The 12,311-nt window shown below is 61.2% G+C and carries 14 protein-coding genes; 6 read left to right on the top strand and 8 right to left on the bottom strand.

From position 1 onward, the window contains the following. Positions 1 to 36: 36 nt before the first annotated feature. Positions 37 to 438: a hypothetical protein gene (locus C0V73_RS00355; protein WP_102018022.1), complete on the bottom strand. Its 402-nt coding sequence runs from the start codon at positions 436 to 438 to the stop codon at positions 37 to 39. 266 nt (positions 439 to 704) lie between these two features. On the opposite strand from C0V73_RS00355, the gene C0V73_RS00350 reads away from it, so the two are divergent. The 3 genes from C0V73_RS00350 (at position 705) to C0V73_RS00340 (ending at position 2,683) form a co-directional block, all read left to right on the top strand. Then, positions 705 to 1,907, top strand: a complete 1,203-nt coding sequence (locus C0V73_RS00350; RefSeq protein WP_102018021.1) for a pyridoxal phosphate-dependent aminotransferase — start codon at positions 705 to 707, stop codon at positions 1,905 to 1,907. Between the two features lie 105 nt (positions 1,908 to 2,012). Continuing rightward, entirely contained in the window at positions 2,013 to 2,294 is a 282-nt protein-coding gene (locus tag C0V73_RS00345; RefSeq protein ID WP_102018020.1) for a type II toxin-antitoxin system prevent-host-death family antitoxin, read from the top strand. 2 nt (positions 2,295 to 2,296) lie between these two features. Continuing rightward, positions 2,297 to 2,683, top strand: coding sequence for a type II toxin-antitoxin system VapC family toxin (locus C0V73_RS00340; protein WP_102018019.1), 387 nt, complete (start codon positions 2,297 to 2,299; stop codon positions 2,681 to 2,683). Positions 2,684 to 2,712: 29 nt separating this feature from the next. Here the strand turns inward: C0V73_RS00340 and C0V73_RS00335 are convergent, their stop codons facing one another. The 3 genes from C0V73_RS00335 to C0V73_RS00325 all read right to left on the bottom strand — a co-directional run bounded on the left by C0V73_RS00335 (position 2,713) and on the right by C0V73_RS00325 (position 6,629). Beyond that, positions 2,713 to 3,906 carry a PQQ-dependent sugar dehydrogenase gene (locus C0V73_RS00335; protein WP_245407873.1) on the bottom strand — a complete coding sequence of 398 codons (1,194 nt, stop codon included), beginning with the start codon at positions 3,904 to 3,906 and terminating at the stop codon, positions 2,713 to 2,715. 198 nt (positions 3,907 to 4,104) lie between these two features. Next, the gene (opgC, locus tag C0V73_RS00330) at positions 4,105 to 5,310 is read right to left on the bottom strand and encodes an OpgC domain-containing protein (protein ID WP_102018017.1); all 1,206 of its coding nucleotides are present in this window, start codon (positions 5,308 to 5,310) and stop codon (positions 4,105 to 4,107) included. Between the two features lie 191 nt (positions 5,311 to 5,501). Further along, the gene (locus C0V73_RS00325; RefSeq protein ID WP_102018016.1) at positions 5,502 to 6,629 is read right to left on the bottom strand and encodes a calcium:proton antiporter; all 1,128 of its coding nucleotides are present in this window, start codon (positions 6,627 to 6,629) and stop codon (positions 5,502 to 5,504) included. 128 nt (positions 6,630 to 6,757) lie between these two features. On the opposite strand from C0V73_RS00325, the gene C0V73_RS00320 reads away from it, so the two are divergent. Continuing rightward, complete coding sequence (locus tag C0V73_RS00320) at positions 6,758 to 7,027, top strand: DUF2188 domain-containing protein (RefSeq protein WP_102018015.1); 270 nt, start codon at positions 6,758 to 6,760, stop codon at positions 7,025 to 7,027. 53 nt (positions 7,028 to 7,080) lie between these two features. Here C0V73_RS00320 and C0V73_RS00315 read toward each other — a convergent pair whose 3' ends face one another. Beyond that, entirely contained in the window at positions 7,081 to 8,013 is a 933-nt protein-coding gene (locus tag C0V73_RS00315) for a LysR family transcriptional regulator (protein ID WP_102018014.1), read from the bottom strand. A 92-nt stretch (positions 8,014 to 8,105) separates the two neighbouring features. On the opposite strand from C0V73_RS00315, the gene C0V73_RS00310 reads away from it, so the two are divergent. Together C0V73_RS00310 and C0V73_RS00305 are read left to right on the top strand one after the other, a co-directional pair. Continuing rightward, entirely contained in the window at positions 8,106 to 9,143 is a 1,038-nt protein-coding gene (locus tag C0V73_RS00310; protein WP_102018013.1) for an NAD(P)H-binding protein, read from the top strand. Continuing rightward, the gene (locus C0V73_RS00305) at positions 9,140 to 9,520 is read left to right on the top strand and encodes a DUF6220 domain-containing protein (protein ID WP_102018012.1); all 381 of its coding nucleotides are present in this window, start codon (positions 9,140 to 9,142) and stop codon (positions 9,518 to 9,520) included. The genes C0V73_RS00310 and C0V73_RS00305 overlap by 4 nt, the downstream gene beginning before the upstream one ends. Positions 9,521 to 9,583: 63 nt before the next feature. Here C0V73_RS00305 and C0V73_RS00300 read toward each other — a convergent pair whose 3' ends face one another. The 3 genes from C0V73_RS00300 to C0V73_RS00290 all read right to left on the bottom strand — a co-directional run bounded on the left by C0V73_RS00300 (position 9,584) and on the right by C0V73_RS00290 (position 12,300). Beyond that, positions 9,584 to 10,684: an alkene reductase gene (locus C0V73_RS00300; RefSeq protein WP_102018011.1), complete on the bottom strand. Its 1,101-nt coding sequence runs from the start codon at positions 10,682 to 10,684 to the stop codon at positions 9,584 to 9,586. Between the two features lie 62 nt (positions 10,685 to 10,746). After that, positions 10,747 to 11,040 (bottom strand): metalloregulator ArsR/SmtB family transcription factor, encoded by a 294-nt coding sequence (locus C0V73_RS00295; protein ID WP_102018010.1) that lies wholly within the window; start codon positions 11,038 to 11,040, stop codon positions 10,747 to 10,749. A gap of 363 nt (positions 11,041 to 11,403) precedes the next feature. Then, entirely contained in the window at positions 11,404 to 12,300 is an 897-nt protein-coding gene (locus tag C0V73_RS00290; RefSeq protein WP_102018009.1) for a LysR family transcriptional regulator VtlR, read from the bottom strand. Positions 12,301 to 12,311: the final 11 nt, after the last annotated feature.

Below are 12,311 nucleotides of genomic sequence, written 5' to 3'. Positions count from 1 at the left end.
TATCTACGAAACTACATAGATAACAAGTAGACTATTTTATAGGTTCTGGTGCCCACGCGCTCGCTGGACCAGGTCCTGCCAGCCACGCTTCCACAGGGCAAAACCACCGATCGCCATCACTGTGAAGCAGGCGAAGATCAGAAGGATCAGCAAATGGCGCTCGTTCTGGGGCAGGGGCGTCTGGTGGTTGCGATCAACCATGGCGGCCGACACATTTAGCGGCGTGGTGGATGCGGCGATGCTCGAGGTGGTTATTGCGTCTGGGCGGGTGTGAGAAATCTCTGTGCTCGCGGCGAAAGACCTAGAACCGGGTGCCAGGGTCGCAGGCGTGCTGGCGAGCGCCAAAGTGACCAAAGCAACGCCGCTGATCGCTGCGAGCCAAGCGAGGGGGCGGCTGCGGCGGGAGGGCCGTCGAAATGTCTCCAGTTCGAAATCCATGGCGAGAACCTCCGTCTCGTTGCGTTGACCGCATGAAACAGCGTGATCGCGTCGGTAGAGCGACGGAAATGTGGCGGTCCCCGTGCCGAATTGTGATTTCGGCGGTGGCGCGAAATCGTGGCGAATTCCGCCATTGCCATGGTGACGCAAATCTCTTCGGCACGCGGTGCTTTCCGCTTGAAAGCCAGGGGCTCTTTCGCCATAGAGCTTGAACCTGAGGCCCCGGACAGCGGGGTCGATGTTCAATCAGCTCAGGACACGCAAAAATGGCTTTCCTTGCCGACGCCCTTTCCCGCATCAAGCCCTCCGCGACCATCGCCGTCACGCAGATGGCCCGGGAGCTCAAAGCGCAGGGGAAAGACGTCATTTCGCTCTCCGTCGGCGAGCCCGACTTCGATACGCCCCAGAACATCAAGGACGCGGCTGTCGCTGCGATCGCCCGTGGCGAGACGAAGTACACGCCGGTTGCCGGCATTCCGGAACTGCGCAAGGCGATCGCTGACAAGTTCAAGCGCGAGAACGGGCTCGACTACAAGCCCGAGCAGGTGATCGTCGGTACCGGCGGAAAGCAGATTCTTTTCAACGCCTTCATGGCAACGATCAATCCGGGAGATGAAGTCGTCATCCCGGCACCGTTCTGGGTGTCCTACCCGGAAATGATCGCGCTGTGCGGCGGCACGCCGGTCTTCGTCGAAACGACGATCGAGAACAATTTCAAGCTGACGGCCGAGCAGCTGGACAAGGCGATCACGCCGAAGACCAAGTGGTTCATGTTCAACTCGCCGTCGAACCCGTCGGGTGCGGCCTACAGCAAGGACGAGCTGAAGGCGCTGACCGACGTGCTGATGAAGCACAGCCATGTCTGGGTGCTGACCGACGACATGTACGAGCATCTCGTGTTCGGCGACTTCGTCTACTACACGCCGGCCCAGGTCGAGCCCGCGCTCTATGAGCGCACGCTGACGATGAACGGCGTTTCAAAGGCCTATGCGATGACCGGCTGGCGTATCGGCTATGCAGCCGGTCCGCTGCCGCTGATCAAAGCGATGGACATGATCCAGGGTCAGCAGACTTCCGGCGCCTGCTCGGTTGCCCAGTGGGCGGCTGTCGAGGCGCTGAATGGTCCGCAAGACTTCATCACGGAATCGAAGAAGGCCTTCGAGGAGCGCCGTGACCTCGTTGTCTCGATGCTCAACCAGGCGTCCGGCATCGTTTGCCCGAAGCCGGAGGGCGCCTTCTATGTCTATCCGTCCTGCGCAGCCCTGATCGGCAAGACCGCCCCGTCGGGCAAGGTCATCGAGACGGACGAGGACTTTGTCATGGAACTGCTGGCGACCGAAGGTGTAGCGACCGTTCACGGCTCGTCCTTCGGCCTTGGCCCGAACTTCCGCGTCTCTTACGCGACCTCGAATGCTAAGCTGGAAGAGGCCTGCAGCCGCATCCAGCGCTTCTGCGCTTCGCTGAAGTAAGCACTGAGCTTTATCGGTTTTGGGAAGGGCTCGCCGAACGGCGGGCCGTTTTCGCATTTTCCGGGTTTGTTGAGGGGGCCGAGTGCTTGTGGTATTCTCGGTTGCATGAAGACGGTCAGCCTGCAGGAAGCCACACGTGATCTGGATGCGCTCGCCCGTGCGGTCGAGCAGGGCGAGGTCGTGACTGTGACGCGGGACGGCAAGCCGGTGGTGGATCTGGTGCCGCATGTGGGGGCGGGATCGGCGCAGGAGAAGAAGGGCGGTTTGGATTTTGAAGCTGGGCAGGCGTATTTGCGGTCAATAGGCGTAACGAAAGCCTTCGATTATATCGCGGAGGATTTTGACGAGCCACTGCCCGAAGACTTCTTGCTCAGGCCGCTTCCCTAACCATGCGCTGCCTGCTCGACACCCACATCGTAATTTCGATGTTGCAGGATGAGCTGATCGAGCGTTTTCCGGGGCCCGCTCGGGTAGTCCAAGCTCCAGGTTTCTTCGGGTTTGTCAGTGTGGCGAGTGTCTGGGAAATTGCTCTCAAGTCTAGGCTTGGCAAGCTTTACCCCTTAACGGATCTGGACAGAATTCCCATAGCACTTGAGAAAATTGGCGCGACGATCCTGCCCGTTTCTATGCCTCACGTTCTTCACACACTCGATCCCGAGCCGCCCACCCGGGATCCCTTCGACCGGCTGTTGCTCGCCCAATGTCATGTGGAAGGGCGCAAATTGATCACGGTTGATCGTGCCCTCGTCAATCACCCCTTGGCGTTCCGCCCCTGATCGTTTCAGACCAGGGGCGGAAAACTCGCTTAACCCTTGGTCAGCTTGACGATGGTCGAGTTGCCGCCGCCTCGCTGTTCTGTGACGGCGTAGACCGCGCCATCGGGCCCGACCTTCACATCGCGGATACGAGCATCAAGATTGACGCGCTCCTCGAATTTCACGCGGTCGTTCTCCATGTGCAGGACGACGACGCCCTGGCTGACGAGGCCGCCGACCAGGAAGGCGCCTTTCCATTCCGGGATGGCGTCGGCGTCATAATAGGCCATGCCCGAGGGCGCGATGACCGGATCCCAGTAGTAGACGGGCTGTTCCGTGTCGGCCATCTGAGTGACGCCGTCGCCGACCTTGGCGCCGCTGTATTCGACGCCGTAGGTGACTTCCGGCCAGCCATAGTTCTTGCCGGGTTCAGGCAGGTTCAGCTCATCGCCGCCCTTGGGGCCGTGCTCGACGGTCCAGAGGCGACCCTGGCCGTCGACCGTGGCAGACTGGAGATTGCGGTGGCCGAGCGACCAGATTTCCGGCTGGGCATTTTCCTGGCCGACAAAGGGGTTGTCGGGCAGGGCTTCACCGGTCTGACTGATGCGGAAGATCTTGCCCAGTCCACTCTGCAGATCCTGCGCTTGGACACGCGGTTCGGCGTCGGAACGCTCGCCGACGGTCACGTAGAGTTGGCCTTCAGGGCCAAATGCCAGGCGCGAGCCGAAATGCTTGTTGCCGTCATAGCCCGGTGTCTGGCGGAAGATGACGCTCACGTCTTCCAGCGAACCGCCGCCCTGATCATCGGGGACGAGGCGGGCGGAGGCGACCGAGGTGCCGTTGCCGTCATCGCGCGGTTCGGCAAACGAGAAGAAAATCTTGCCTGAGGTTTCGTGGTCGGGTGCAAGCGCGACATCGAGCAGGCCGCCCTGACCGTCAGCCAGGACTTCTGGCACGTTTGCGATCTCGGGGCCGGGTTTGCCGTCTTCACCGATTATGTGCATTGCGCCCTGCTTGGCGGTCACCAGCATCCGGCCATCGGGCAGGAACTCCATTGCCCACAGATGCGGCAGTCCTTCGGCTACGACTTCCTGCTTGATCTCGACCGCCTGAGCGGGTTGGGGCGCGCGGGTCTGGCCGGTGAAAGCCGGCTGCTGGTCCGGCGCGTTGGGTGCCTGTGTCTCCGCCGGAGTGCCGGCCTGCTGGGCGATAGCGGGGATTGTCGCGACACCAAGGCTCAGCATGGTTCCGGCGAAAATGTGCGGCAGTCGTTTCATCAGTTCCTCCTGGTCGAATGATTGGACCCGTTCAACGCCTCAAGTGGTCACAAAGCTCCCGACCGGTAGGGCAGGTGAGATCAAGTTCGCTTTATCTGTTGGTGAGGAGAGGCGTGGTCTCAAACGAAAGAGCGGGCCCCGACGGCCCGTTTTGATGGTTTCTCGTCATGCCGGGGATTTGATCCAGCTGCCAAGGTATGGCGCATTTGCGAAGATCTTCTCACGGTCTCGCCACAAGGCCGGAAGCGCAAGAATGCCAAGCGCGGCGATGGTGATGAAGGTTTTGGTCAGCTGCGACAGTTCCGGGGTGCGGGCGTCGAGGTAATAGACCGCATAGACAATCAGCACGTGCCAGACATAGATCTGCAGCGAGTGGCGACCCAGCAGCTGAAGGAAGTTCAGCGTGAAGAGGCTGGTCAGTGCCGAGGCGATCTTCTGGATGACCGGGCTTTCGTGGCGCGGGCCGGCGATAAGGATCCAGGCGAGGCCATAGGCGACGGCGGCGAAGTTGATCAGATAGACCGGGCCGAAGTCGGCACGCACTTCCATGAGGCCGAATTTTTCCAACACGAAGCCCGGCATGAAGCCATGGGCGGTCGCGACGCGGAGCGGCAGGAAGAAGAGGGTGATGGCAAGCGCCGTCCAGGCGAGCGTGGTGCGGTTGGGATCAAAGACCTTCTGCCACTCGATCTTTTTCATCGAGGTCAGCGTGCCTGCGATGATGCCCGCGAAGAAGACGATCTGCCAGCCGAGCAGGTTGAAGGAGACGCGCAACCCTTCCTCATCCGGTGCGCCGGCCAGCCACGTGTCGAGAGGGTAGGTGACAATGCGGTGCAGGCCCAGCTGGGCAGCGAGCCAGACGAGCAGGGAGCCGACGGCGACGCCAAGCCAATGGCCGCGCAGGCAGAGCCAGATCACGACCGGCGCGAAGACCATGTAGGCAATGTACTGGGGCAGGATGTCCATGAAGGTCGGCTGGACCAGGAAGGTCGCGATCGGTGCGAGCGAGCTCGGGTTGAGCAGACTTGCGTCGCCCAGCCAGTTTTCCCAGGCGGACACCGCGCCCGGCAGGATCAGCTGCAGGGCAAGGACGATCAGGATGATCGCCATGGCATAACGATAGAGCTCGAGAGCCCGGGACCAGATCTTGTCGCGGCCGACGGTATAGCCATCCTTCATCATCTTGCGGCTGTAGACCATGCCGGTCAGCAGGCCCGACAGGAAAACGAAGCCCTGCGCATCTTCGACGAAGGCAAGGTTGCGGTGGTTGATTTCAACGAGCCAAAGGCCCCCCGTGAACACCAGGTGGTTGATCAGCATGAAGACGAGGAAGTAACCCCGCATGCCGTCGATCACGTCCAATCTCTTCACGTTCGACTCCCGAGTTGGCCCCCCGGTAACCCGCGGCGGCGATCATCATCCGCATCATGTTGAGAATGCGGCGGGAGGCCCAATGGGGGCCGATCCGTGCGGGGGGAACGGCAGCTTTCCCCAAAAGTTCCGCGCAAAAGTACTCACGGATCCGTGCCCAGATGTCGCAGAGGCGAGCGAATCAGTGGTGTTCAGAGGCCGAGAAAGGCGAGCATGATGAAGGTGGCGAAGAGGACGAAATGGGTCATGCCCTCAATCGCATTGGTCTCGCCGTCGTTGAGATTGATAGCTGCTGCGACCAGGGTTATCGCAACCATGGTGGTCTGCACCGGGGTCATGGCCATGACGAAGGGCTGGCCTGTGTAGAGGGCAATCGCCTCCATCACCGGGACCGTCAGAATGACTGTCGAAAGCGATGCGCCCATCGCGATGTTGACGACCGCCTGCATCCGGTTTCGCAAGGCGGCGCGCAGCGCGGTTAGGATTTCAGGCGCAGCCGAAATGCCGGCAACCAGGATAGCGGTCAGGGCAACCGGCGCACCGGTGCCTTCGAGGCCGGCATCCATGAGGACCGACATGACTTCCGCGAGAACACCGATCAGAACGACGCCGAACAGGATGACGCCGATCGACCAGAGGGTTGATCCCTCATGCTCGTCTTTCACGGCATGGGGCGCGCTGTCCGCCGGTGTCTCGTCCTGCCGATCCCAGGGCCGGCCGGCCTGGCGACCCGGATAGCTGTAGGAGAAGAAATAGCTATGCGTGCCCACCTGCATGCGCAGGAAGAGTGCATAGAGCGCAATCATCGCGCCGATCGTGAAGACGGAATAATACTGCCAGCGGTCGCGCGGGATGAATTCGGGCACGATCATCGAGATGCCCATGGCGGTCAGGATCATCACCCCATAGGTCTTGCCGCTGTCGTCGTTATAGGCCTGCTCGCCGTGCTTCAGGCCGCCGAGGAGGGCGGCGAGGCCGAGGATACCGTTGATATCCAGCATGACCGCCGAATAGATCGTGTCGCGCACCAGCGTGGGTGACGAGCCGTTGCTCATCATGATCGCGAGGATCAACACCTCTACGGCGACGGCCGAAAGGGTGAGGATCATTGTGCCATAGGGATCGCCGACCTTGTGGGCGAGGATCTCGGCATGATGGGCAACGCGCATGGAGCCTACGACGATGGCGGCGATCAGGGCTGCAGCCCCGAGCAGCGATGCCACCTGGCCTGCACCGAGGATGGCATGTTCCAATGCAAGGGCGAGGATCGCCGCAAAAATCGGGATCAGAAGAAGTCTTTCCTGCCTGATGCGCGACACGTGCTTCTCCTTCTGCCGATCGACGTCCGGTAACGGTGCCGACGGGTATGCTGTTCCCGCCCGGCCGATCATGTTTGCGCCTCGGGACTTTTGATGGAATACTCCTCGCAGCCTAGGAGGAGAAGGCCATGGTGAAGATCATCTATGAGATCGTTCCTCATGATGGCGGTTGGGCCTACCGGCTCGGCGGCGTCTATTCGGAGGCGTTTCCGACCCATGACCAGGCCCTGGAAGCCGCACGCATCGTGATGGAAGAGCAGCAGGTCGGCGATGAGCCGGTGACCATCAGCTATCAGGATGAGAGTGGTCGCTGGCGTGAGGAATACAGCGACGGCGGCGATCGACCGGAGGTCGAGATCATCGACAGTTTCGTCGGCGAGCAGCCTCCATCCGCGTGATTTTTGGCAGAGAATAGGCCGTCATTACAGAGGTTTGTGGCCTCTTGTTCGCATCATGATTCCGGTTGACTGGCGCTCGGCGAAAGCTGCTTTGGCAGGCGTATCCAGTCGTCCAGCCCCTGGACCAAGGCGTCGAAGGTCGCGCGGAAGCGTGGCACCGTCTTCAGGTTTTCATGCATCACGACAAAGGTCTCGAGCGCGATCTCCAGCGTTCCAGGCAGCACTTCGACCAGCTCTGGGTCTCTGGCTGCAAAGGCGTGCTGGCACATGCCGATGCCGAGACCCGCGCGGATAGCGGCAAGCTGGACCAGATTGCTGTCGGCACGGAAGTCGAAGCCGATGCCTGCCAGATCCGGCCGCTGCTTCAGGATGTCCCTGATATAGGCGAGTTGCCGGTCAAAGCCGATCAAGCGATGATTGGGCAGTTCGGCAAGCCTGGAGGGTATGCCGTGCCGGTCGAGATAGCTTCGGTGCGCATGAAATCCGAGCGTAATCTTGCCGATGCGCCGGCTTAGCAGTGCCGACTGGCTGGGGCGCACCATGCGGATTGCGATATCCGCTTCCTGCTGTAGCAGGTCCTCGACCGCGTCAGATGCGGAGAGTTCTATCTCGAGAGCCGGGTTCGCATCTTGTAGCCTCGCCAGGATTGCGGGAAGCGTCTCGGCGGCAATCACCTCGCTGGCGCTGATGCGCACCGTACCGCGGACCTCCTCCATATCGCCGGATGCGATGCGTGCCAGCGCCGCTGACATGGCGGACATGCTGCGGGCGTGGCCCCTCATGGCGAGCGCCTTTTCTGTCGGCAGCAGACCTTGTGGCGTGCGCAGGAAGAGTGGGGCGCCAAAGGCTTCCTCCAGCGCTTCGACATGGCGTCCGGCCGTCGGTTGGGTGAGCCCAAGAGAGCGGGCGGCGCCAGACAGGGAGCCGGTTTCGAGAACGGCGAGAAAGGTGCGATAGTGGTCCCAGCTGATCTGATCTATTGACATACATTTTTGTATATCAACTCGACATTCTTTGGCAATTCTGAATATCTGAGATCAGTGGCAGTGTCTCCGCAGTTCAAACACAGGAGACGACCATGACCGATCTTTCCAATGCAGCTCTTGCAAAGCCCATTGCTCTCGTTCTCGGGGCAACCGGCGGGGTGGGCGGCGCGCTCGCCGAGGCACTGCTGCAGCGCGGCTACCGGGTGCGGGCGATGCACCGGCGAGCCGATCAGCAGATCGCCGCGCGCCCGCGCTTCGAATGGGTTTCAGGCGATGCGATGAATGCTGGCGACGTGCTGCATGCCGCCGAGGGTGCGAGCGTCATCGTGCACGGCGTCAATCCGCGCGGCTATCAGAACTGGGGCGAGCTGGTCCTGCCGATGATCGACAACACGATCGCGGCCGCTCGTGCGGTTGGCGCGCGCATTCTGATGCCGGGCACGATCTACAATTTCGGCCCCGATGCGTTTCCTTTGCTTGTCGAGGAAAGCAACCAGCAGCCGCAGACGGTCAAAGGGCGAATCCGGGTGACGCTGGAGCAACGCCTCGAGCGGGCAGCGGGTGAGGGGGTGCCGGTGATCCTCGTGCGCGCTGGCGACTTCTTCGGGCCTGACGCCGGCAACAACTGGTTCGCGCAGGGGCTGGTCCAGCCGGGCAAGCCCGTTCGCTTTGTCATCAATCCCGGTCGGAAGGGGGCGGGGCATGCCTGGGCCTATCTGCCTGACGTGGCGGAAACCTTTATGCGGCTGCTGGACAGAGCCGATGCCCTGCCCAACTTTGCCCGCTTCCATATGGCCGGCTTCTACGATCATGACGGGACGCAGATGGCGAAGGCGATCGGCCGTACCGTTGGGCGGCCTCGCATCTTCACGCTTGGTTTTCCTTGGCGGTTGGCGGGGCTTGCTCGGCGCTTCGTGCCGCTGCTGAAGGAATTGCATGAGATGCGCTATCTTTGGCGGGAGACGATCCGGCTCGACAACAGTGCACTCGTGGTATTCCTGGGCGAGGAACCGCGCACGCCGATCGATGTCGCGGTGAAGGCAACGCTGCGGAGCCTCGGCTGTCTTCCGGAGATCGCCTCTCCAGCGGTCCGCAATCATGCAACTCTGGTCGCTGGAGGCGGACAATGAGTGCCGTGACATCAATCTCGCCCACGGCTTCGCGGATTTTCCGGGCTTTCGCCGTGCTCACCCTTGGCGGCATCGCCGCTCAATTCTTCCTCGCGGGCATGACGGTCTTCGGGGCAGGGACTGGATGGGAGGCCCATGCGGCAACAGGAGGAGCGGTGGGGCTGCCGATCCTCGGGCTCTTCCTGATGTCGTTCCGCACGAGTTTACGGGCCCATCGGACCCAGGCGAGCCTGCTCTTCGGTCTCTATCTGCTGCAGGTGACGCTCGCGGCTCTCGGCGAAGCTTTGCCATTGATCGGGGCGCTGCATCCGGTCAATGGGCTGCTGATGGGATTGCTCGCATCAAGTCTGACTGTGCGCCTTCTGTCTCGCATGTAGGCTGCGCTCGGCGAAGGCCTGATGCGAAAAGGGCTCCCGGAGTTTGCCGGGAGCCCTTCTTTCTTAGGCCAGTGCAGGATAGGTCGTGTAACCTTCCGCGCCACCGCCATACAGCGTGGCCTGGTCGAGCGGATTAAGCTCTGCGTCTTCCTTCAGGCGACGGACGAGGTCCGGATTGGCGATGAAGGGACGGCCGAAGGCGACGAGATCGGCGTAGCCGCTTTCGACGGCTTCGATGGCCGAAGCACGGTCATAGCCGTTGTTAACGATCCAGGCACCCCTGCCGCCGGCATTACGATAGGCGGCCTTGAGCGCCTTCCAGTCGAAGGGCAGGACGTCGCGCGGGCCGCCGGTCGCGCCTTCGATGACATGCACGAAGGACAGATCGAACTTCGCCAGTGCCTCGACCAGCGCGGTGTAGACGGCCTTCGGATCCGGATCCGAGACGTCGTTGGCCGGGGTGGTGGGCGAAATGCGGATGCCGGTCTTGTCGGCGCCGATTTCCTTGGTCACGGCCTCAACGACTTCGAGCGTCAGGCGAATGCGGTTCTCGATCGAGCCGCCGTATTGGTCCGTGCGCTGATTGCTGTTCGAACGCATGAACTGTTCGAGCAGATAGCCATTGGCTGCGTGGATCTCGACACCGTCGAAGCCTGCATCCATGGCAGCACGGGCGGCCTTGCGGTAGTCCTCGATCACGCCGGGCAGTTCGGCGGTTTCAAGGGCGCGGGGTTCGGAAGTTTCGACGAAAGCGCCGGAGCCATCGGCATTCAAGACATAGGTCTTGGATTTGGCGGCGATGGGCGAGGGGGCAACGGGCTTGCCATCGCCTGGCTGCAGGCTCGTGTGCGAGATGCGGCCGACATGCCAGATCTGGGTGACGATCTTGCCACCCGCGGCATGCACGGCGTCGGTCACCTTCTTCCAGCCTTCGATCGCTTCGGACTTGTAGAGGCCCGGAACGTCCGCGTAACCCTGGGCCTGATGGGTGATCGCCGTGCCTTCGCTGATAATCAGGCCGGCTGTCGCGCGCTGACGATAGTATTCGACGTTCAGTTCGTTCGGCACGGCGCCCGGGGAGCGGTTGCGCGTCAGCGGCGCCATGGCGATACGGTTGGAAACGGCGGTCGTGCCGACGGATGTCGGTTCAAAAAGCTTGGACATAAAACCTCTCGGAAGCTTCCAATGATGGGAGGATTGGTCATTGGGAGACCCGATGTGGGGCGTTAGAGGGTTCCGTTCAAGGTCTTGACGAACTCAGCGATGGCATCTTCGTTGCGACGATAAAGAACACGCTGGCCAACCCGCTTGGAGCTGATCAGGCCGGCTCGCTGCAGCGTTGCAAGATGAGCTGACACAGCCGATTGCGACAGGCCGGATCGCTCGAACTGCCCGGCGCTTATGCCGTCGACAGCCTCTTCCTTAGGCACGCCGAAGTATTCCTTCGGGTCCTTCAGCCAGATCAGCATTTCCATGCGTGCCGGATGTGCCAGCGCTTTCATCACGTCCTCAAGGAACATGTCCCCTCCAATTCGTACAGTCATTCGAGTTTAGGGCTGACCGAACGCTTCTCGCGCTTCGTTTACGGAGGGCGCCAGTTATGCCTGACGCGTAAACGCAAAATGGAACATATCGTTCCATCGAGAAAACAAAAAAAGAGGGCCACCGGAAAAACCAGGGCCCTTTGAATTGTGAAGGTCAAAAACCTCCAGAGGGGAACAGCTGCTGCGGTGGAACTGGGAGGAAAAAGCCACCATGTGCATCAGCTGTGTGCGATATGGTGGTTTTTTGTGCAGTGAACAATGGTTTTTTATGCATGTCAGGCATGCGTGACTTGCAAGTCTGTTTGATGGACAACAAAAAAGGCAGCTAAAAAGCTGCCTTCAGAAGTTCCAGTTGCGGGCCTTGGCGACGATGAAGTCCCTGAAAGCCTTGAGCTTTGCGGCGTTCTTGATCTCGTCCGGATAGCAGAAATAGGTATCAAAGGAGGGGACGTCTGCGCTGGTGACTAGCTGCAGCAGGCCCGGGTCGCGACCGACAATATAGTCCGGCAGCATCGCGATGCCGATGCCGAGCAGGCAGGCGCGCTTGATCGACGTCAGACTGTTGATCTGCAGATGCGGCAGGCGCGGATTGTCAGAAGAGCGACCGGCGACTTCCAGCCAGTTGACGTCGAGCAGATAGTTGGGGGCGGGCTCGCCGAACGTGATGATGCGGTGGTTGTCGAGATCCTCGATCGACTGCGGCTCACCATAGCGGTTGATATAGGAGGGGGCCGCATAAACGTGCATGTGCACGGTGAACAGCTTGCGCTGGATCAGGTCCGACTGTTGCGGCTGGCGCAGACGAATGGCGCAGTCTGCGTGGCGCATGTTCACATCCAGCTCCTCGTTGTCGAGGATCAGCTGGATCGACATGTCGGGATAGAGCTGGAGGAATTCCTGCACCTTGTCGGTGAGCCAACCCTGACCGAGGCCGACGGTCGTCGTGACGCGCAGCTTGCCGGACGGCTTTTCCGTCGTCTCGGTCAGCTGCATCTTGACGGTCTGCAGCTTCAGGAGAACGTCATGGGCGGTGCGATACAGCAGTTCGCCCTGTTCGGTGAGGATCAGGCCGCGGGCGTGGCGGTGGAAGAGCTTGACGCCGATGTCCTGCTCCAGCGACGAGACCTGGCGGCTGATCGCCGACTGGGACAGATGCAGCTTGTCGGCGGCATGGGTGAAGGACCCGGCTTCCGCAGCCGCATGAAAAATGCGCAGTTTGTCCCAGTCCAGCGGCATGCCGCCCCCTC

It is taken from the genome of Rhizobium sp. TH135 (assembly GCF_002855515.1).
GTDB lineage: Bacteria > Pseudomonadota > Alphaproteobacteria > Rhizobiales > Rhizobiaceae > Allorhizobium.
Note: the sequence above shows the minus strand (reverse complement) of the source record. Positions and strands in the feature narration are given on the sequence as shown.